This is a genomic window from Streptomyces sp. NPDC026522 (assembly GCF_055567555.1).
Map to the genome: position 1 here is coordinate 67474 of NZ_JBVHQF010000015.1, position 18420 is coordinate 85893.

Sequence of the window (18420 nt, forward strand, 5' to 3'; positions counted from 1 at the left end):
TTTCGGGGGTGCAGGGTGGTCAGCTTCGCAGCTCGGGCTCTCGCGGTTTCGGACGCGGCAGTGGCGCGGCGTCGGTGAAGACGGGCATGCCGAGGTCGACCAGTTGAGGGCGTCCGCCGGTGGGGGTGTTCTTGAGACTGTTGAGCTTGGCCATCGCTTCGTCGAAGCTGACCTGGAGTCCCTCGACCTCGCCGAGCCAGCCGTTGGCTCGGGCCTCTCGGATGCGTTCGCGGAGGTTTTGGATGATCTCGATGAGACGGGACTTCTGGCTGGGATCCATCTGGAGGACGGGGCAGTGGACGCAGGCGTGCTCGTGCTTGCAGGGGGTTCCGTAGGGGCGCCCGCAGGTGCCGAGCGACACTTTTCGAAGTTCGAAGTGCTGCTGGAAGTCGCGCCACTCCTCAGTGGTCGGTTCGCGGTATTCCTCTTGGGGGCGCTCGGCTCGACGCCGGTCGAGGAAGCCTCGGTAGGTCCGCGCCAGGTCGTCCTGGAAGAGGGCGAGGTAGGCCTGGGTAGTGGTCAGTGTCTTGTGACCGAGGATTCGGGCGCCGATATGGACGGGCAGGACCCCGGTCACGGCCTCGGTCGCGAACATCCTTCGGAAGTCGTGAGGCGTGTAGCGCAGCGGTTCCCCCGCCTGGTCACGCGGGCCTGTGGCTTCCAGGGTCCGGTCGAGCGCACGCTTGATGCCGGCCTCGCTCATGACCTGTGGGGCCGGCGGGGAGGTCGGCGTAGTCGGCGAGCAGCTCGCGGGCGCCACGGGTTGAGGACGACGTCCTGGACGCGGGGGTTGAGGCCGCCGAGGTCGAGGATGTCGCGGGCGGCGGCCGGGTCGCGGAGCCGGTCGCGGACGTCTTCGATTCGATCGGCGGCGGGCGGGACGGGGGAGCCGTCCGGGCCGGTGGACAAGTGCAGGTAGCCGAACGAGGTTAGACGGATCGGGCGCAAGGGAGTCTCCTGCTCGGCGGTGGAAGAGGGCGTGACGTGCGGAGCTCCGCGCTCTGCCGGGAAGGGCAGGGCGCGGAGATCCAGGGTGGTGCTACTGGGTGGGGTCTCGGTGACCACGAGGAACTGGTCGGCGGCGAGGTCCATTACGACGCGTACGTCCCGGCCTTGGGCATACTGGTCGGCGGCGTATTCGTCGGCGGCCCAGGAGCCGTGGGGGCGGAGGGGTCCCGCTCCAGGACGGTGCGGGCCTGCGCGGTGGTGGTGGCCATCAGGCGTCGCCGCCGTTCACTCGCTCGTGGATGTCGATGAGTGTGGTGATGGCGTTGGGGTTGTTCGCCAGGCCGACCCATGTGCCGTGTGCGGTGAAGACGGGGACCTGGTCGCGGTCGGTGTCGAAGATGACGCAGGACCGGGACCAGTGCGGTGCCCAGGACCTCGAGGGCGTCGACGGTGAGCCGGGCGGGCCCGCCGGGCGCGGACGGCTGGACCAGGGTGCCAGTCGCGCGCAGGAGGTCGCCGGGCTGTATGCCGTTCAGCAGCTCGTGAATGATCCGGGGGTCGCCGCTGGTGCAGGTGACGACCGTGTCGGGGGCGTCCTCGTCGGCGGTGTCGAAGTCGGCGGGTCGGACGACCAGGTTGAAGGTGGCGGTGCCGTCCGGTACGGGGGCGGGTATCGCGTCGACCCAGCCGTCGACGGCGCAGTATTTGGTGTCCATCAGCTGGCCTCCGCCAGGGTCTCTGGGGGGGGACTGCGCGAGCATCAGCAGCTCGCGGTTGCGCTTCTTCTCCGCGTCGGTGAGGGGCCGGGCCTGCACGGCGCCGTTGCAGTGCCAGAGCGGGGAGGCGGGCGGCTCGGGGTAGGCGAGAGCGTGGTCGGCGTGACGGTCGGTGCTGCTCATGGGGCCCCGGTGGGAGGGGTCAGGCGTGGGTGGCTGGCTGCTCTTGGGCTGGGTTTCGGAGGCGAAGCGGCCAAGGGTGCCTCAACCGGGTTCGCGGCGGTCCAGTTCTGCGCATGTGTGCACGGGCTCCTTGGCGTGGGAGCGCATCGGCGTGGGCTTGTCACACAGCACGCAGGGGCGGTCCTGCCAGCGGTCGAAGTGCTGGCTGTCGCGCCATTCGAGGAGAGCTCCGGGAGCCGGGACCGGGCCCGGATCGAACAGCGGCTACCTCGTTTGCGGTTCACTGCCGCGGGTGGCGCCACTGCTGGAGCACCTACGTGACCAGGTCCGGCGGCGGCCGCCACGGGCCGAGCTGCCCCCGCTCGATCGGGATGGGCAGCGCGAGCTCCTGGACGTCGTCGAAGACCAGGTGCCAGATGCCGGGCTGCGCCCACCGGGAACAGGACGCGGCTCCGTCGGGGTCTTCGTGGGAGCCGGTGATGCGGGCGACGCCGATCACGGCGCCGCTCACCAGGTCGCGGCCGCGGATCGTGCGGGCGACCAGCGGCTGACGCAGGGCGGCCCGGGCGATCTGCTTGGCCGCGTGCAGCAGTACCCAGCCCGGCTGCCAGGACGGTCGGGGCCTGTTCTCCACGGTCTTGCCACCGGTGAGGATGCAGGCGGCCCAGGGCGGGCTGCCTGATGCTGATGCAGCGGACCCAGTCGTCCTTCGGCACGGTGGGCTGGCTCATGCGGCCCGCCCCCAGGTCGCGGTGCCAGAGCGCCCTGCGCGGCGGCCGTTGAGGGACGGCACCGTGGTGGGCGCGACGGTGGCGAGAACAGCGCGGCCGGAGTACTTGCCGTTGTACAGGGCGGCGTCGGCGGCCCGTTGCAACGCGGACAGGTCGCTGGAGCCGATCGCGTCCGGACTCGCGGCGCCGACCGAGGCGGCGACGTTCACCACCTGGCCGTCGTCCAGGACGACCGGGGTGCGCAGTATGCGGATCAGCTGCGCGAGGCGCTCCTCGCGGCGGTCGGCGGGCAGGTCCAGGACGACGGCGAACTCGTCGCCGCCGAGCCTGCCGAGCGCGGCGCGTGTGCCCGCCCAGACGGTGAGCCGGGGCACCGTAGGCGGCGAGGACGGTGTCGCCGGCCGCGTGACCCAGCGTGTCGTTCACGGCCTTGAAGTCGTCGGCGTCGACCAGGACCACCACGGCGCTGTCGCGGTGGCGGCGCAGGACCTGCCGGGCGCGGGGGGTGTAGGCGTCGCGGCGCAGCAGGCCGGTCAGCGGGTCGCGGCGGCGCGCGGCGATCTTCTTGTGCAGCGCGATGGCGTGCACGGCCCAGCCGGTCAACGGCACGGCCGCAGTCGTCAGGAGCAGTGCGCGCTGCCCGAACCGGGCCTGTATGCGCAGGACGGAATCCATACTGGGGATCTCCCTCTCGTCTCGTACGGGATGGGAAGGCCCGGGACAGGCGAACTGGTTTGGACGCCTTGAGCGCCTGTCCCGGGGCGGATCTACAGCTCGAAGTCGCCATCGTCGGCGCGGGTCCAGCTGTACGGGTCGTTCCAGCGGCCGGCGGTCGCCGCCTTCCAGTCGAGCTCCCAGCCGGGCCGGTAGCCGCGCGCCGAGGCCGGATGACATGGCACTGAGCCACCAGCAGCGCGACCAGATCGAGCGGCGCTTCCGCGCGGCCATCGACCGGTTGCTGGCCGGGCGGATCCCGCCCGGCGGCGCCTGCGACGTCAAGACGCTCGCCCGCGAGGCTGGCGTCTCCCGTGCGTCCCTCTATCGGACGTGGGGCCACCTCAAGGACGAGTTCGAGAAGCGGCGGGCAGCCGCCTGGGCGGCGGGCCAGCAGCCCGATCCGCGCGAAGCCCGCATGGCCCGGTTACGTGATCTCAATCAGCGACTGACCAGCAAACTCACCCGCACGCATGGGGAGTTCAGTCAACTCGCCGAGCGTCACCGGCTCCTTATGGACGTCCCGGCCGCCAAGGACGACGAGCTACAGCGACTCCGCCGCGAGCTGGAGACGTTCAGCCCGAACGTCCCCGGCGCCCGTCTCGGAACGGCGGCAGGGGCGGAGACAGGGAGCGCAGACTTGAGTCTCCTGCAGGGGGAGACAGAAAGGTGAGCTCATGGACGGCGGCACCCTCTACTCGATCGGCGAACTGGCTCAGCGCACCGGGCTAACGGTCAAGACCATCCGGTTCTACTCCGATCGGGGCATCGTCGAGCCTGCCGGCCGCACCTACGCCGGCTACCGGCTCTACGCCCAGGACACCGTCGCTCGCCTTGCCCTCGTGCGAACACTGCGAGAACTGGGACTCGGCCTCGCCATGATCCGGCAGGTCGTGGACCAGGAACTCACACTCAGCGAAGTCGCCGCCAAACACGCTGCCGCACTTGACGCGCAGATCAGCATCCTGCGACTACGACGGGTGGTTCTGACAGCCGCCGCCAAACGCGAACCCACCCCCGAGGAGATGGAACTCATTCACCAGCTGGCCACGCTCTCCGAAGCCGAACGCCGACGCCTGATCGACGACTTCCTCAATAGCGTCTTCGAAGGCCTCCACCGCAGCTCTTACTACGCCGCAGCTCGGCGTTCCATGACGCCCGAGCTCCCCGACAGCCCCACAGACGAACAGATCAGAGCATGGGTGGAGCTGGCTGAACTGTCTCTGGACCCGGATTTCCGCGCCAGTGTGCGGCGCCTGGCCGAAGACCACGCGGCCGCCCTGCCCGACGTCGCCCCCACGCCACCTCGCCCAGACATGATCGCCGTTGTTCGAGATCTCGTTGGGCCAGCCGTGGCGCGCGGTATCAGCCCCGAATCGCCCAAGGCCGATCCTGTCGTCGCGGCGCTCACCGCCCACTGCGCGCTCGCCCACGGCCGCTCCGATGACGCCGAGCTGCACCGGTGGCTGCTACAGCGCCTGAAAGCCGCGAGCGATCCGCGCAGGGACCAGTACCTCCGGCTGCTCGCGCTGATCAACGACTGGCCGACACCGGAGCGCCTCACCCCGGTGATCGACTGGGCCGTCGCAGCTCTGCGGATACGGGCAGCCCAATGACGCAACAACCACCCAGCTCTGCCCCACAGCTACACGCGGCGCAGAAAGCTGCTGCGGCCACATATTCTCGGCAAATGGAGAAGATCGTTGCACTGCTCGAAGCAGACGCCACACCGTCGGCCCCTGCTCTCCTACTGCGTCCCTGGCGCCCGGCGGACGCTGCCGACCTGGTTGAACTGTATCGGGATGACGCCCTGCGCCGGTGGACGAGCTCAACTATGAACGACGAGGCGAGCGCGGCTCATTGGATTCACGAACAACAACGGGGATGGGATAGGGGAGACCGCTTCGGATTCGCCGTCGTCGAATCCCAAACTGCAGGCACCGACGGCACGTTGACGGGGCACATAGTCCTCAAAAACGTCCTACCGGATACTTCGTCCGCCGAGGTCGGCTACTGGACCGCAGCGCATGCGCGCGGCCGGGGAGTGGCACCCCGAGCACTACAAGCACTGACGGAGTGGGCTTTTACCGCCTTCCCCGGCAACGGGCTAACGCGCCTTGAACTCCTGCATCAAGTGGACAACACAGCATCATGCCGCGTCGCGCAGAAGAGTCGGTACGCACTAACCACGGTCCTGCCCTCAGCACCGCCCACCTACCCCCTTGCCGGTCACCTGCACGTACGGGCGCGCGACCTCTGACCCAGTCGGATACCGACCCTCGCACTGCTGATCACGGTGCCCCCACGTCACTCCCGGGGACGCACTCCAGGCCGAGACGTTGACGTCGGACAACCGAGACAGTCGGGACTGCCGACGAGGAGGGCGACATCTGGGACGGCCCGTGACCGAGACATTAGGGAAGTTGGACACGGCCTTTGCCGCGTTAAACCACTGGTCCCCGAGGGGGTGGATGGAGTCGAAGACGGCGGTCAGGGCGGCGACTAGGGCGACGCCCTCGATGGCGCGGAGGCGATCGGTCATGCTGGGTGTGCTCCCCATCTCGGATTCGACGGTGGGGTGTGTTGGGCGGCAGGCTTCTTGCCGATGCTGCGGGCGCCCTGTGGTGCCTCGCGCCCGGCCGGATTCCGGCCGGGCGCGGTGGGGTTTCAGAACGGGGGCTCGTTCCAGGCCGGGACGGGCAGGAGCCGGAGGCGCAGCTCGCGCCGGCGAGCCCAGCAGCCGCACGCCTCGATCTCGGGGAAGGCGCCACCGACCCACCAACCGCCCTCGCCGTGGCAGCGCGGGCAATCCGGTCGGGGGCGGGCGGTGATCTCGATCCGATGCTGGTCGGCGTACAGCGTGAGGTGGGCGGCCTTGAGGGCGGTGGCGGCCGCAGCAGCCGTGAGGGTCACCGCGCCTGCGACCAGTGCGGCGGTTCGGTCGCCCACAGCGTCAGGCCCGGCCGGCGGGCGGGTTGCTGCTCACGGCGCGTAGGGCAAGCCATGTCTCGTATTCCTTCCACCACGTCTCGGGGTCGTGGCCGGCGCGCTCGGCAGCTTCCCAGGCGAACTCGCCGATTTCCCCGCTGTCGAGCTGTTCAGCGGTCTCGGCGACGACCGTGGCGGCGAGCTTGGGGTCAGCGGTGTGCAGGGCGGCCAGGTAGCGGTAGGCGGTCCAATACCCGCCTTGGCGCGGGCGGCAAGAGCCTCAGGCGGCAGATCGGTTGAGAACAGGTCATGGGTGCTGCGCAGGGTCTGCTTGAGGAGGTTGCCGGCGGTCTCGGTGATCTCCTTGGTCACCTCGTAGCGGGGCCGGACCGAGGCGGGGATGTCTTGCGGCACGGCCCGCTCGGTGTCGGCGAGGGTGTGGGACCAGGCGGTGTGGACCTGGTCGAGGCTGGCGAGGTCGTCGGTGGCGATGCCCGTGCGGCGGGCGCGGGCGGGCATCAGGGCGCCGAGGAAGTCCTCGCCGACGATCAGGACAGCCTGCTGGCCGCCGGTGACCCGCACCCGGACAACGTCGTCGGCCGCGGCGAAGCGGCTCAGGAAGCGCATGTCGACTGCGGGAGGGACGTCATGGGCGGGGCTGGGCTGGTCGAGGACCGTCTTCAGGAAGCTGCGCCAGTTGAAGAACGCGTTCGGGCTGATGGCGATGCCGAGGTCGCTGTGCGGGGCGGTGACCTGGAGCCGGTCCTCGGTCGCGGTCACGGTAATCGGTTCGCTGCCGGGCTGGGCGCTGATCCACTCGCGCAGGGAGCTCACGGCGGCGGCCGGGATTGTGCAGGCGAAGGGCTCGCCGTCCAGGCCGTGGTGGCGGTAGCGGGCCGCGGCGATGGTGTAGCGGTCGGAGGTGACCGCGTAAAGGTAGGTTGCGTCGGCTTCCAGGCGGATGCCGTGCAAGGCCGGTGTGTACTCGTCGCCAGTGTGGCCGGCCGTGCGGTCGAGCAGGCGGCCGATCTGGTGGGCGTTGATGGTGACGGGCATGAGTGCCTCCCTTGGGTGTGCAGAAACGGACGCCCGACCCGGGTGGGGTGGCGGGCGTGGGTGGAGGAACAGGCCGGTCGGCCTGCCTGGTCCTCGCCCTGCCCCGCTGCTGCGGGGCAGGGCGAGGACCAGGCGGAGCGACCGGGGGTCAGCGCTGGAAGGGGCGGACGTTGTCGGGAGCGTCGTCGTCGGGCGCGGTGGCCGGGGCGGGGATGTGGATCTCGGGCCGGATCTCGATCTGAGGCTGGAAGGCCGGGGCGGGCTGAGCGGGCGCAGGGAAGTTGTTGACGATCGGGCGCAGGCTCCAGCCGCGCAGGGCGAAGGCGGAGGCGGCGGTCCAGGCGAGGACGGCGAGGCCGGTGGCGATGGTGCGGCCGTCGGCGGGGGCTGCGCTGTGGACCATGGCGATGCTGGCCGCGCCCCAGGCGGTCCAGGTGATGCGGGCGCCGCTGCTGCGTGCGAAGCCGCCAGTCAGGCCGAAGAGTCCGACCATCTGCCAGACGGTGTAGACGGTAGCGCCAGTGATCGGCAGGGAGACGGAGTGCGCGGCGATGTACGAGCGGACCGGCTGGTCGATGACGGCGAAGATGCCGCTGGAGGTGTCGGTGCCAACCTGGACGCGGGGCACGGCGGTCATCAGGCTGTGCAGCATGGCGGCCAGGGCGTCGGCGGCGCCGTCCAGGAGCAGGATGACGAGGCAGATCCCGGCGAGGCCGAGCGCCGCCTTCAGCCAGTTCGCCATGCCGTGCCAGCCGAGCTCGGGGGCCTGTCGCAGGTCCTCCCAGCGGTCGTGAAGGACGCCGCCTTCGTCCCAGGCGTCGGCCCACCAGGTGCGCAGGGCCTCCGCGCGCGACGGCTGGTCCTCGAGTTCGTCGAGCGGCAGGGACGCGGCCGCGGGGAGGTCGGCGGTCTGGACGTGGTCAGCGGCCGGGTGCTCGCGGCGCGGGCCGGGGATGTTCGAAGCGCGGTCGTTGTGGTTGTGGTTGTGGTCAGTCACGGTCGACTTCTCCTTCAAGCGGTGACGGACGTACGGGATGGGCATGGCTCTGTTGCCGGGGCCTGGTGGTGCGACAGGCTGGGGCGAGGCCAGGGAGCAGCAAGGGGGCGCGATGGCAGTCGAGTTCGATTCGGTGATCGCCGACGGGGTGATCTATCCGGCGTTCACGGACGACGACGGCGTGCTGTGGATCGACGACGAGGACGACTACGAGGTGGTCGTCGACCACGCGATCGTCGATGGGGTGATTTACGAGGCGGAGGTCGATGAGTACGGCCGCCTGCTGATCTACCTGGACGACGACTGAGCGCGGGGGCTGCCTGGGCGGCCTGCCCCGTACTCGACTCCCGGCCCGTGGGGCGGGGTTCGAGTACGACGCAGGGTGCCGGGTCAGTGGTGGATGTCGTTGCGGGCGCGGGCGAAGAACATGCCGCGCGTGGTGCTGTTGCTCGTGATGTCGGTCCGCATGGTGACCGAGCCCTCGTAGATGTTCTTGGTGACGGCGGAGCGGGCGCGGTTGATCGCGCCGCCGATAGCGGTGGCGGCCATGGCGAGGCCGGCGAACGGGAGGGTGACCATCAGGACTCCGGCGAGGCTGACGGAGGCCAGGCCCTGGAGGACCAGCCAGGCGCCGCAGCCGATGCCGGTGACCCCGGCGCCGACGCCGATGCTCGCGACGGCGATCCCGGCCGCCCAGGCCGGGACGATCCGGTGGTCGGGCTGCGGCACGGGCGGGGTTATGCCGAAGGCCAGCGGTGCGGTGTCGTCGCGGTAGGAGGTGGGGTGGTGGCGTACGGGCTTGCTCGCCCACTCGTCGAGCAGGCGGCGGGCTTCGGCCGCGGCCTCGGACTCGGGCATGCCGGACTGGGTGGTGTGCAGGGGGTCCATCGGGGTTCTCCGATCACGCGGGAAAGGGGCGCGCCCTCCTGGCCGTCATGGCCAGGAGGGCGCGTGGGGGAGTGGCCGCGCGCAACGGCGAAGGGCGTCGCCGGAGTCGTGTCCGGCGGCGCCCTTCGGCGTTGTGCAGCAGGTGATTTGAGGCTGACGGGTGGGTAGTCACCGCACCGGCGCCCCGGGCATCCTCGATCCGGCAGACGCGGTGGAGGGAATCGGGTGGAGTTCGTCTTCGATTGCGGATGGTGCGGCGGGGACAACTACTTCGTCGGCAAGCAGGTCGGCTGGTGGGTCGACAAGTGGGAGATCCCGTCGGAGTGGGACTGCCGCTTCTGCGAGGGGCTCAACTACACGCCCGACCCGCCGTGGACCGAGGCGTAGGTCAGAAGCTGGAGAGCAGCCCGGCGAGCCCGGTGAGGCCGTTGTTGATGGCCGGGGCCAGGCCGGTCGCGGCGAGGGTGAAGCCGAACAGCGTGCAGGTCAGCGCGGAGCCGACGCGAACGTAGCCGCCCTTGACCAGGACGACGACGATGATGGCCAGCAGCGCGGCGGCGGAGATCGACAGGGCCACGGCGGTGGTGCTCCTTCGCGGGGATCGGTGGGGCCGGCCGCGCTCGGGCAGGCCGGCCCCGGGCGTGGATGGGGTGTGATCAGGCGTCGGTGAGGCTCTTGATGGCGTCCAGCGCCTGGCGGGGAGAGGTGACCTGCGGCTCCTGACTGCGGCCGCCGTTCTTGGGGCCGCGCCCGCCGCTTCCCTTGCCGCCGCCGCCTCCGCCGCCGCGTCGGCCGGACTTGCCCTCGCCGTCTTCGCCTTCCTCGGGCTCGGGCCAGAACTCGCCGGGCCGCACGGGCTGGTTCCAGTCGAACCACAGGCCGCGCTTCTCCAGCTCGCTGATCTCGTGGTCGGTGAGGCGGTTGACCTCGTCGGGGAACAGGTTGGACAGGTCGGTGTCGAAGTCCGCGTACAGCGACCGCATGAGGACGGCGCGGCCGTTGTCGAGGACGATGACCGCGACGCCGCCGGTGGAGACGCCGTTCTCCGGGTCGGCCTCGCCGCGCATGGCCCGCTCGATCGCGGAGCCCTCTTGGCGGGAGTAGCGGGCCGGGATGGTCGGCACGTCGAAGGCGTTCTCCATGGTGCCTTCGGCCGCCTTGCGGGTGGCGCCGGGCGAACCCATGTTGAAGATGACCGGGCGGCTGTTCTGCCGCAGGTTGTCCTTCATCTCCGTGGAGAACCCGTTGTGCGCGAACGGCGACTGCCCAGCGGGGTTGAAGCCGATGCCGTACTTCAGGCCGGTGACCGTGAGGTCCTCGCCGTCTTTCTGGATGAACTCGCCGAAGTCCGCGTCCTGGGCGGCGGTCATGAACTCGTCCGCGTACACGTTCAGCTGCTGGTAAGGGCAGCGCGGGTCGCCCGGCTTGTAGTCATGCGGCTGGCCGTCGTGCGGCCAGGGCATCTCCGCCCTGATCTCGCACAATGCCTGAGCCGCCCGCAGCGAACGGGCCATCCACAGCGCGTTCGAGCCCTGCCGGTCGATGTACCGGCCGAGCACGGTGGTCTTCTCGTCCTTGCGGACGGTGGCCAGCCACACCACCTGTCCGTTCAGGGACTGGGCGGCCATGTGGATCGCGAAGAACTGCGTTTTGCCGGAGCGGGACACACCCAGGGTGAGGCCGTGGGCCGGGGCGTTCTTGTCGTGCTGGTACACCATCGTCTTCACCGGCTGGCCGGTGATGGTGAACCCGCACACGTACATGCCCTTGGCGTCCGGGGTGAGCAGCTCGCGGGTGGCGGGGAAGATCGCGCTGAGCGGCGGCTCGTCGAACGCGCTGATGAGGAACTCGCTGCCGTCGATGAGGACGAAGACGCAGGAGTCGTCCTCGGGCAGGCCGAGGCCGCGGCAGACCTTGGGCAGGTCGATGCGCGGGGTCTCGGTGGAGTCGGCGGCCATCTTCGCCCGGTAGAAGGTCACCCCGCGTTCGTCGTCGCGGGTCTTGTGGACCAGTTCGGAGCCGGGTGCGCCGCCCTTGGGTCCGCCAACCCGGTCCGTCCAGCGCTCCTGGTCGGTGGGCTTGGTGCGCCGGCGCTGGTTGGCGTCGGGGGTGATGCGGGCCTCCATCCAGCCGGGTCCGCCCTGGCGGCCGGGCTGGATGGCGACCTCCGCCAGGACGACGTCACTGGAGTGCACGCCGAACGGGGCGGCGACTACGGCCTCCGTGAGACCGGTGATCGGCCGTCCGGTCTCCGAGGCGCGCAGCAGGATCGTCATGTCGTGCCGCATGCCGGGGTGCCGGGTGGCCGTGACGATGTGCGTGCGGCCCGGCATCCCGGCCTGCTCCCACAGCAGCCGCGCGTCCCGGGTGAGCAGGTCGGCGCCGTCGTCGGGCCGTGCCGGAGACGGCTCGGGAGCAGCTTCGACAGGCTGGAGCTGCGGGGCCGGGGCGGCGAGGGCGGGCCGGTGGCGGCGGCGGGTGTGCCGGGAGAACGGCATCACCAGGTAGCCGGCCGCCGCCCATCCGACGGCGAGCAGCCCGTCCAGCCAGTACGGGCCGCAGCCGCCTGTGTTCTTGGCGGCGATGTCGATGGCGGCGGCCAGGACCAGCGGGGACCAGCGCAGGATCTTGCGTCCGGCGCCGGTCTCCCCGCTCTTGGCCGCGAGGAAGATGCCGCCGATCCCGGCGGCGCCGGCGAGCTGCACGACCTGGTTGACAGGGCTGTCGGGGTAGACGTTCGGGGCCACGGCCAGCACGGGCGCGGCAAGGGTATAGGCGAGGCGTTCGAGCGCGACGCTGCGCGGCGTGGTCACCGGAATCTCCTTCGGGAACGAGCGCGGGCGGCCCAGCAGATCGCGGGGCCGCCCGTGGCGGGGGTGGTGGGGGAGTGGGGGTCAGCGGTTGAAAAAGCCCGGCCTGGGCGTCTTCTCGCGCCGGTTGGAGCGGATGTCGTCCAGCGCGCCGTAGAGCCGGGCGTGGGTGCGCTGGGTCTGGTGGGTGAGGTCGGCGGTCTCCTGGGCGGTGTCGGACAGCTTGTGGACTTCCCGGGCGGCGCCGACCAGGGTGGCCTCCACGTTGTTCGTGAGCGACACGAACTTCGCGTCGAGGTCGGCGTTGGCGATGTCCTGGGCCATGTCGCCGGCGTCGTTGGCGTTGGCCTGCATGCTGCGCTGCAGCGCCTCCAGTTCGAGGGTGGCGTCGTCCATGGCCTTGCCGAGCTTGTCCAGCTTGGCCTGGACGGCCTTGTACCGGTTGTCGTCGTCGGCCACGGCGGGCGCCGCGCCGGTGCTGGGCGCGAGGTCGCTGCTCATCAGCGGGATTCCTCCAGTTTCCTAGTCGTGGTGGGCGGCGGCCGACGCGTGGGCGAGGCCGGCGCCTTCCTTCGCGGCCATGTCCTCGCCGTACACGCGGGCGACTTCCTTGGCCGCGAGCCTGGCGGCCTCCTTGGCGATGCCGCACTGCTCGGCGCACCGTTCGGCCTGCGCCTTCATGCGGGCCGCGGAGTCGGCCAGGTCCGCGATCAGGTCGGTGACCTTGGTGTCGATGTTGTGGTCGCCGACCAGGTCGGCGGCCATGTCCCGCAGGGCGTCGGCGACCCTGCCGAGCGCCTCCATCAGGGCCTCGGCCCGCTCCTGGTCGGAGGCGGCCTTGATGGCGATGTTCGCCATGCCCATCAGGTACTCGTCGAACGTGATGTCCGTACGGTGCTGGGCGGCCAGGCCGCTCTGCCCGGACGGCCTGCTGACTTCCGAGCTGCTCACGCTGCTCCCTTCCGTGGTGGCGGGTCGGCTGGTGCCGGGCCGTGGGGTGTGCTTCTCCGGCGCGGGCGGCAGGCCCCTCACGCCGGTCGTCACGGGCGCAGGCTCGTCGGGGACGATGTCCGCGTCGACGATGTCGTCCTCGTCCTTGCCCGAGCCGTCGGTGCGCGGCGGGCGGGTGGGCCGGTCGGGCCACTCGACTGTCGGCGTGGAGTCCTCCGCGCCGAACGGGCTGTCCGCCGTACGGCCGCGCCGACCGGCCCGACCCGTACGACCGCGCCCGGTCCGGCCGGTACGACCGGTGCGACCCCGCCGTCCGGTCCGACCCGCGCCGGTGCGCCGGCGCCGGAAACGGCGCCGCTTCTTCGAGCCGTCAGACGCACCGTCACCGGCCGTGGAGTCCGTGCCCGGCCCATCGCCCGCCGTGCTGTCCTTCATGGCGCCGGAGGCCCCGTCAGGGCCCCCCGTGGCGGTCTTCCCGTCCTTGTCGTCGGTGCCCTTGGCCTTGGAGTCCTTGTCCATGGTCAGGTTCACCTTCTCGGTGCCGGCCTTGGCGTCCTTCGCGTCCTGGGCGGCCTTCGCGTCGGCGCGGCGCTTGTCCCAGCGGCGCTGGGCTTCCTCGCCGACGGCCTGGCCCAGCGTGGTGCGACCGGAGTCGGCCGACGCCGCGGCTTCCCGCTTCGCCTTCCGCGCCGCGTCGCGCTCCTGCCGCTTCGCGCGGCGGTCCTCCCACACCTGCTGTCGCTGGGCGCGGGCCTGGTCGCGGTCCTTGGCCCGGCCGGCGAGGCCGGCGGCATGCCCGGCGCTGCGTCGCTCCTGCCGTCCGGCCTGCCGGGCACCGGCGCGCTCCTGGCGGCCGCGGGCCCGCTCAGCGCGGGCGCTGGACGCCGGGCCGTTCTGGCCCCGGCCGCCGCCGTCACCCTTCGAGCCGCCAGAGCCCGTCTGAGAGCCTTTCGCGCCCCCGGACGACCCGTTGCGCCCGGAACCGGCTGCGCGGCCGCCAGAGGCCCGGTCAGAGCCCTTCGCGCCGCCCTTACCGCCTCCGCTGCTCCCGGTCGCTCCGGACCCCGAACGCCCGCCGGGGCCGCCGGAGTTGGAGCCGCGCGGCGCCCCGGAGCGGTTCGGCCCCGTGCTCGAGTTGGTGCGGGACGGGCCGCTGCCGCCACCGCCGCGCGAGGAGCCGCCCCCGCCGCCGGCCTTCGAGCGGCCCTTGTCCGCCCCCATTCCGGAGCCGGACGCCTTCGTGCGGTCGGCATCCGCCTTTCCGCGCGCCGCCGCCTTGTCGCCCTTCGCTTTCATCATCGCGGCATGGAGCTTTCCATTCTGCTCCATCATCGCGACTTCCTGCGCGGTCCGACCCTCCAGCAGGGCAGCCTTCCGCGCTATTTCAGCCTCACGGAAAGGCGCTTCGCTTTCATGATTGACCCGCGCCATTTCCAGCCGGAATTCCAACCAGTCACCGAGACGGTCAGCGAGAGAACGAGGCTGAACATATTCGCCTTCCTCGTATTCACCGTCACCTTCTCCGATTTCCGGGGCGGCAATTCCTTCGGAGCGCAGCGCCGTAGACGGGTCCGGGGCGGCCGGAATCGGGGGCAGTTCCATCGTCGTCTCTTCCGGCGACTCCGGGGGAGCCTCGGAAACGTCTTCCGGCGGCGGAATGGTGTCGCCGTAATCCGGGATCGGCGGTGGCACGTATGTGGAGTCATCGCGCCAGGGACCGCGAACCAGGATCCCGTTCGGGTCGTCCACGTCGGACACGATGCACCTCCCTCCTGGGACTTGACAGAGCGTGGGGTCTTGTGTGCACGCGTGTGCACGTGCACGTGTGCACGCTTTACGCGCGCGAGGCCCCGCCGGAGCCCGACGAGGCCTTCGCTGGTGACGTTCAGTTACGCGGGGGGTGCTTCGCCACGACCTGCTCCGCGTACTGCAGCAGGTCGTTCCAGATCCGTCCGTTGCCCTCCACGCGCTGGTCCAGCGCCGTGATGAACAGGCGGCAGATCAGCGCGAATCCGGAGTAGACGTCGCCGCGACCGGCTTTGACGTCCTTGGCCATTCGGGATCGTGCCAGGCGGAGCCAGAATTCCATCTGCCCTGCCTCGCCGCGAGATTCGCGGGCTTTCGTCGCCTCTTCCTTCAGCCAGTTCTGGCGCCGCTGCGCCGAGCGTTCGGCGCTGCTGAGGGGGCGGTTCACGCCGACTCCCGACCCATGTCGTAAATCGACGTGGGGCCACCATACCCGTAATTCTGGCTCTGCGCACCCTGCTGCGGCGGGTTGGGCGCGGCCTGGAGGGTCGGCGGGTTCTTCTTCCGCTGCCTTTCCAGCTCCTTTTCCTTCCTTTCCTTGGCCGTATTCACAACGGCCTCGTCGTGGGCGCGCCGCTTGTAGGCGCTCTTTTCCAGGCCCTCGGTGAGGTTGTGCAGGTTCTTGAGCACGTTCCCGAGGGCCTTTTCGACGGGCATCGCGCGCAGCCGGGCGTGGTACCAGCGGTCGCCCTCCACGTGCGTCTCGCGCAGGTGCACGCGGGTCTCGATCGCGAGGGTCTCCAGGTTCTTGCCGATGTCCAGCAGGACCCGCTGAACGTCGGCCAGGTACCGGGCGGTTGCCTCCGGGTTCTGCGCGACGTCGCGCAGAGGGGAGTGGTTCGGGTCGGTGCTGTTCATGCGGAAGACCTCCAGGTCTCGGGGCTGGGGATGGAGGGAGTCCGTGTCCCCGAGGCTGTTGCGCGGGGCGGTGGTACTCGCTTCGTGCCTGGCCCGCTGTCTCCGCTCGGGGCGGGGGCGGGCGAGCGGCCTGCCGGCCGTGGTCGTCACCGGACCGCGCTCGGTGGGCGAGCGCGGTCCGGTGGCGACTATGAGCGGCAGGACGGTTGTGCGGGCGGTCCGGTCAGCGGACCGGGTGCTGCTTGAGGGCGACGGCAATCTGTCCGGCGCGGTCTGTGGCGATGGAGCCGCCCTCGGCCCGGACCGCCTTGGCGATGTTGGTCCGGTTCAGCGGCTCGTTCGCGGTCCGGAGCCGGTCCAGCGCGGTCCGCTCCAGGTCCGTGAGCGTGATGACCGTCCGGTCCGGACCGCCGTCCTCGCCCCGGTCCGGACCGTTTGCGCTGTCCGGCGCTTCCTGGTCGGCCGGCCCGGTGCGGTCCGCGTCCTGCGGTCCGGGAGCGGCGTCGGCGGTCCGGACCGTCACCCCTCGCGTGGCCGCCGCACTCTGGGTGGCGGACACGGCCCGAGGTCCACGGTCCGGACCGGGGCCGGTCGGCAGGTCAGCGCTCTGCGGTCCGGCCGGACCGGCCTCCAAGGCGAGCGCCGGTCCGCCGGTCCGGTCCGTGGCTCCTGCGGTCCGGACCGGACCGTGGACCGCCATCCGGTCGGCCGGACCGGACCGGACCGCGTACCCGCCGTGCTGGACCGGGCGGACCGGAGCGGGGCTTTCCAGCGGTCCGTGCCGGTCCGCGCGGGTCAAGGTGAGCACGGTGGGGATGGCGGCCGGTCCGTGATCGTCGGCCCCCACGCGGGGGACGACGACCCGGTGCAGGGCCAGGCCGGTCCGGACCGCCTTGCGGTCCGCGAGCTCCGCGCCCGCTGCGGTCCAGGCCCGGTCCAGCGTGGTCAGGCGCGGGTCGGTGATCGCGAGGGACCAGGCGGTGAAGCTGTGGACCGGGTAGCGCAGCCAGCGGACCGCCCCGATCGACGGGCGGGCCTTGGCGACCTTGCCGTCCTCACGGAGCTTGCGGCGGTGGATCAGCGAGGCGTACAGCTCCCACAGCACCATGCCCACGATGCTCATGGCGGCGAACGCCACCGCCTTCGGGGTGAAGTGCCAGTAGGTGATCTGCTCCGTCCAGATCTCCTCCTTCGCGTCCCAGACCCGGCTGCCGGCCACGGCCTGCCCAGAGGCATGCCAGAAGTTCATGACCGCCGCCCCGAGGGCGAAGATCCAGGTGGAGACCCGGTAGAGGGTTCCGGCGTCGCCGCTCTGGCGGGCCTGGTGGTACATCCAGCCCACGAACGCCGTCGACAGCTCCCAGGCGGCGGCGAACAGGATCGTGAACGGGACGACCCAGCCGAGGATGTCCTCGGCGAACCCGGCCTGGCCCGTCCACGCGACGGCCATCGGGGCGGTGATCGGACCGATCACCATCAGGCGTTCCGCGTTGACCTTCACGAACTGCTTCACGCGGTCGGTCACGGCCGGCTTCCCGGCGCGGGAGGAGGCCCGCAGCTCACGGGCCTTGGCCCTGCGGGCCTCCTTCGCGTCCCTGCGCTCCCCTTTCGCCTGGAGCTTGAGGCGCTTGCGCTCCAGTGCCCGCTCGGTGCGGTCGGTGGCGCGCTTCATCCGGGCGGCGGCTTCGGCCACCATGTCGTCGGCGGCCTTCAGCGTGACCTCCGCGTCCGCTTCCCGCACCCGGGCCTGCGCCAGGGCCTCCTCAGCTTCCTTGAGCTGCGCGTCCTGCTTGGTGCGAGCCGCGGCCAGGATGCGGTCGGCCTCCTCACGGGCGGTGCGGGTCAGACGCTCGGCGTCCTCAGCCGCCGTCGCCCGCAGCCGGCCGATGTCCTCCTTGGCGAGCGCGCGTGTACGAGCCGCATCCGCCCGGGACGCCTCCCGCTCGCGGGAGGCGTCCTCACGCAGCTCGGCGGCCGCCTTCTCCGCTTCGGTGCGCACCTGCGCGGCCTGGGCGTCCGCGCTCTCGCGCAGCCGGTCGGCCTCGCCTCGCGCCCGCTCCAAGAGCTGGTCGGCGTCGGTGGTTGCGCGGGTGCGGGTCTGTGCCGCGGTGCGCTCCGCTGCCGCGAGCAGCTCGGTGCGCTTGGTCTCCGCGTCAGCGAGGGCCTTCGCGGCGGCCTGAGCGGCCTCGGTGCGGACCTGCTCCGCCTGCGCGGCCGCCGTGGTGGCGACCTCCTCCGCCTGGCCGCGTGCGTCGGCGAGCAGCTGCTCGGCAGCCGCGTTGGCGTCGGCGAGGACCTGGTCGGCCTCGCCGGACGCCTTCGCCGTGACGGTGTCGGCCTCCGCACGCGCGTCGGCGAGCAGCTTCTCCGCCGTCGCTTCGGCGGCGGTGCGGACCTGCTCCGCGTCGGCGGCCGCCGTGGTGGCGGCTTCCGTGCGGACCCGGTCGGCGTCCGTTGCGGCGACGGCCACGAGGCGGGACTGCTCCGCGGTGGCGGCCTCGGTGATCGAGGCCGCCTCGGTGCGCGCGCCGTCCAGCAGCTCGGTGCGTGCGCTCTCCGCGTCGGCGAGGACCCGCACGACGTCGTCGGCGGCCAGATCCCGAAGGTCGGCGGCGCGGTCCGCGGCGTCAGCCACGACCGGGTCGGCCTCCTCGAACACCAGCGGAGTGGTGTCCTCAGGGGCGGCGGCCTGCGCGGGAACGGTGGCCGGCGCCTGTGCCTTGGTGCGCCCATTGGCGCGGGGCTTCGCGGCCGCGGCGTTCTGGCGCCTGCGGCGGGCGGCGGTCTTGGGGGCCACGGTGGTGTCCTCTCTTACTTCCGGCGCCTCCGTGCAA

At 71.4% G+C, this 18420-nt stretch carries 21 protein-coding genes and 2 pseudogenes; 5 read left to right on the forward strand and 18 right to left on the reverse strand.

What is annotated here, in order from left to right:
• Nucleotides 1–19: 19 nt before the first annotated feature.
• The 7 genes and pseudogenes from ACZ4M3_RS31550 to ACZ4M3_RS31580 form a co-directional block, all read right to left on the reverse strand.
• Entirely contained in the window at nt 20–703 is a 684-nt protein-coding gene (locus tag ACZ4M3_RS31550) for a tyrosine-type recombinase/integrase (protein ID WP_467738436.1), read from the reverse strand.
• Nucleotides 700–1092, reverse strand: a complete 393-nt coding sequence (locus ACZ4M3_RS31555; protein WP_467738438.1) for a hypothetical protein — start codon at nt 1090–1092, stop codon at nt 700–702. The genes ACZ4M3_RS31550 and ACZ4M3_RS31555 overlap by 4 nt, the downstream gene beginning before the upstream one ends.
• Nucleotides 1092–1847 carry a hypothetical protein gene (locus ACZ4M3_RS31560; RefSeq protein WP_467738440.1) on the reverse strand — a complete coding sequence of 252 codons (756 nt, stop codon included), beginning with the start codon at nt 1845–1847 and terminating at the stop codon, nt 1092–1094. Before ACZ4M3_RS31560 ends, ACZ4M3_RS31555 begins: the two co-directional genes overlap by 1 nt.
• A 313-nt stretch (nt 1848–2160) precedes the next feature.
• Nucleotides 2161–2578 (reverse strand): annotated as a pseudogene (locus tag ACZ4M3_RS31565) (ASCH domain-containing protein).
• Entirely contained in the window at nt 2575–2952 is a 378-nt protein-coding gene (locus ACZ4M3_RS31570; RefSeq protein ID WP_467738442.1) for a diguanylate cyclase domain-containing protein, read from the reverse strand. The pseudogene ACZ4M3_RS31565 and the gene ACZ4M3_RS31570 overlap by 4 nt, the downstream one beginning before the upstream one ends.
• 61 nt (nt 2953–3013) lie before the next feature.
• Nucleotides 3014–3253: pseudogene (locus tag ACZ4M3_RS31575) on the reverse strand (GGDEF domain-containing protein); the annotation flags it as partial.
• A gap of 92 nt (nt 3254–3345) precedes the next feature.
• Complete coding sequence (locus ACZ4M3_RS31580) at nt 3346–3477, reverse strand: hypothetical protein (RefSeq protein WP_467738444.1); 132 nt, start codon at nt 3475–3477, stop codon at nt 3346–3348.
• Here ACZ4M3_RS31580 and ACZ4M3_RS31585 point away from each other — a divergent pair.
• The 3 genes from ACZ4M3_RS31585 (at nt 3471) to ACZ4M3_RS31595 (ending at nt 5552) form a co-directional block, all read left to right on the forward strand.
• The gene (locus tag ACZ4M3_RS31585) at nt 3471–3965 is read left to right on the forward strand and encodes a hypothetical protein (protein ID WP_467738446.1); all 495 of its coding nucleotides are present in this window, start codon (nt 3471–3473) and stop codon (nt 3963–3965) included. The two genes, ACZ4M3_RS31580 and ACZ4M3_RS31585, sit on opposite strands and share 7 nt — an antisense overlap.
• Before the next feature lie 4 nt (nt 3966–3969).
• Nucleotides 3970–4908 (forward strand): MerR family transcriptional regulator, encoded by a 939-nt coding sequence (locus tag ACZ4M3_RS31590; protein WP_467738448.1) that lies wholly within the window; start codon nt 3970–3972, stop codon nt 4906–4908.
• Between the two features lie 74 nt (nt 4909–4982).
• Complete coding sequence (locus tag ACZ4M3_RS31595) at nt 4983–5552, forward strand: GNAT family N-acetyltransferase (RefSeq protein ID WP_467738450.1); 570 nt, start codon at nt 4983–4985, stop codon at nt 5550–5552.
• Between the two features lie 407 nt (nt 5553–5959).
• Here ACZ4M3_RS31595 and ACZ4M3_RS31600 read toward each other — a convergent pair whose 3' ends face one another.
• From ACZ4M3_RS31600 to ACZ4M3_RS31610, 3 genes are all read right to left on the reverse strand, one after another.
• On the reverse strand, nt 5960–6220 hold the full coding sequence (locus ACZ4M3_RS31600; protein ID WP_467738618.1) for a hypothetical protein: 261 nt from the start codon (nt 6218–6220) through the stop codon (nt 5960–5962).
• 54 nt (nt 6221–6274) lie between these two features.
• Nucleotides 6275–7276: a hypothetical protein gene (locus ACZ4M3_RS31605; protein ID WP_467738452.1), complete on the reverse strand. Its 1002-nt coding sequence runs from the start codon at nt 7274–7276 to the stop codon at nt 6275–6277.
• 148 nt (nt 7277–7424) lie between these two features.
• Nucleotides 7425–8273, reverse strand: coding sequence for a hypothetical protein (locus tag ACZ4M3_RS31610; protein ID WP_467738454.1), 849 nt, complete (start codon nt 8271–8273; stop codon nt 7425–7427).
• Between the two features lie 112 nt (nt 8274–8385).
• Between ACZ4M3_RS31610 and ACZ4M3_RS31615 the strand changes: the two genes are divergently transcribed.
• The gene (locus ACZ4M3_RS31615; RefSeq protein ID WP_392900839.1) at nt 8386–8580 is read left to right on the forward strand and encodes a hypothetical protein; all 195 of its coding nucleotides are present in this window, start codon (nt 8386–8388) and stop codon (nt 8578–8580) included.
• An 83-nt stretch (nt 8581–8663) separates the two neighbouring features.
• Here the strand turns inward: ACZ4M3_RS31615 and ACZ4M3_RS31620 are convergent, their stop codons facing one another.
• Entirely contained in the window at nt 8664–9161 is a 498-nt protein-coding gene (locus ACZ4M3_RS31620; RefSeq protein ID WP_467738456.1) for a hypothetical protein, read from the reverse strand.
• A 225-nt stretch (nt 9162–9386) separates the two neighbouring features.
• On the opposite strand from ACZ4M3_RS31620, the gene ACZ4M3_RS31625 reads away from it, so the two are divergent.
• Entirely contained in the window at nt 9387–9548 is a 162-nt protein-coding gene (locus ACZ4M3_RS31625) for a hypothetical protein (protein ID WP_387291237.1), read from the forward strand.
• A 1-nt stretch (nt 9549) separates the two neighbouring features.
• Here the strand turns inward: ACZ4M3_RS31625 and ACZ4M3_RS31630 are convergent, their stop codons facing one another.
• The 7 genes from ACZ4M3_RS31630 to ACZ4M3_RS31660 form a co-directional block, all read right to left on the reverse strand.
• On the reverse strand, nt 9550–9738 hold the full coding sequence (locus ACZ4M3_RS31630) for a hypothetical protein (RefSeq protein WP_467738459.1): 189 nt from the start codon (nt 9736–9738) through the stop codon (nt 9550–9552).
• A gap of 79 nt (nt 9739–9817) precedes the next feature.
• Nucleotides 9818–11974, reverse strand: coding sequence for a chromosome segregation protein ParM (locus ACZ4M3_RS31635; RefSeq protein ID WP_467738460.1), 2157 nt, complete (start codon nt 11972–11974; stop codon nt 9818–9820).
• Between the two features lie 81 nt (nt 11975–12055).
• Nucleotides 12056–12472 carry a conjugal transfer protein TraB gene (locus ACZ4M3_RS31640; protein ID WP_467738462.1) on the reverse strand — a complete coding sequence of 139 codons (417 nt, stop codon included), beginning with the start codon at nt 12470–12472 and terminating at the stop codon, nt 12056–12058.
• A gap of 21 nt (nt 12473–12493) precedes the next feature.
• On the reverse strand, nt 12494–14254 hold the full coding sequence (locus ACZ4M3_RS31645; RefSeq protein WP_467738464.1) for an ATP/GTP-binding protein: 1761 nt from the start codon (nt 14252–14254) through the stop codon (nt 12494–12496).
• Between the two features lie 553 nt (nt 14255–14807).
• A complete protein-coding gene (locus ACZ4M3_RS31650) occupies nt 14808–15116 on the reverse strand; it encodes a hypothetical protein (protein WP_467738466.1) in 309 nt (102 codons plus the stop codon).
• Nucleotides 15113–15586, reverse strand: a complete 474-nt coding sequence (locus ACZ4M3_RS31655; protein WP_467738467.1) for a hypothetical protein — start codon at nt 15584–15586, stop codon at nt 15113–15115. Before ACZ4M3_RS31655 ends, ACZ4M3_RS31650 begins: the two co-directional genes overlap by 4 nt.
• A 223-nt stretch (nt 15587–15809) precedes the next feature.
• Entirely contained in the window at nt 15810–18383 is a 2574-nt protein-coding gene (locus ACZ4M3_RS31660) for a hypothetical protein (RefSeq protein WP_467738469.1), read from the reverse strand.
• Nucleotides 18384–18420 lie beyond the last annotated feature (37 nt).

Bases quoted from the DNA above. Each gene is read 5' to 3' on its own strand.
- ACZ4M3_RS31620 (WP_467738456.1), bottom strand. From the start codon at position 9,161: ATGGACCCCCTGCACACCACCCAGTCCGGCATGCCCGAGTCCGAGGCC.
- ACZ4M3_RS31550 (WP_467738436.1), bottom strand. From the start codon at position 703: ATGAGCGAGGCCGGCATCAAGCGTGCGCTCGACCGGACCCTGGAAGCC.
- ACZ4M3_RS31585 (WP_467738446.1), top strand. From the start codon at position 3,471: ATGGCACTGAGCCACCAGCAGCGCGACCAGATCGAGCGGCGCTTCCGC.
- ACZ4M3_RS31555 (WP_467738438.1), bottom strand. From the start codon at position 1,092: ATGGACCTCGCCGCCGACCAGTTCCTCGTGGTCACCGAGACCCCACCC.
- ACZ4M3_RS31615 (WP_392900839.1), top strand. From the start codon at position 8,386: ATGGCAGTCGAGTTCGATTCGGTGATCGCCGACGGGGTGATCTATCCG.
- ACZ4M3_RS31645 (WP_467738464.1), bottom strand. From the start codon at position 14,254: ATGATGGAGCAGAATGGAAAGCTCCATGCCGCGATGATGAAAGCGAAG.
- ACZ4M3_RS31640 (WP_467738462.1), bottom strand. From the start codon at position 12,472: ATGAGCAGCGACCTCGCGCCCAGCACCGGCGCGGCGCCCGCCGTGGCC.
- ACZ4M3_RS31605 (WP_467738452.1), bottom strand. From the start codon at position 7,276: ATGCCCGTCACCATCAACGCCCACCAGATCGGCCGCCTGCTCGACCGC.
- ACZ4M3_RS31590 (WP_467738448.1), top strand. From the start codon at position 3,970: ATGGACGGCGGCACCCTCTACTCGATCGGCGAACTGGCTCAGCGCACC.
- ACZ4M3_RS31560 (WP_467738440.1), bottom strand. From the start codon at position 1,847: ATGAGCAGCACCGACCGTCACGCCGACCACGCTCTCGCCTACCCCGAG.
- ACZ4M3_RS31595 (WP_467738450.1), top strand. From the start codon at position 4,983: ATGGAGAAGATCGTTGCACTGCTCGAAGCAGACGCCACACCGTCGGCC.
- ACZ4M3_RS31655 (WP_467738467.1), bottom strand. From the start codon at position 15,586: ATGAACAGCACCGACCCGAACCACTCCCCTCTGCGCGACGTCGCGCAG.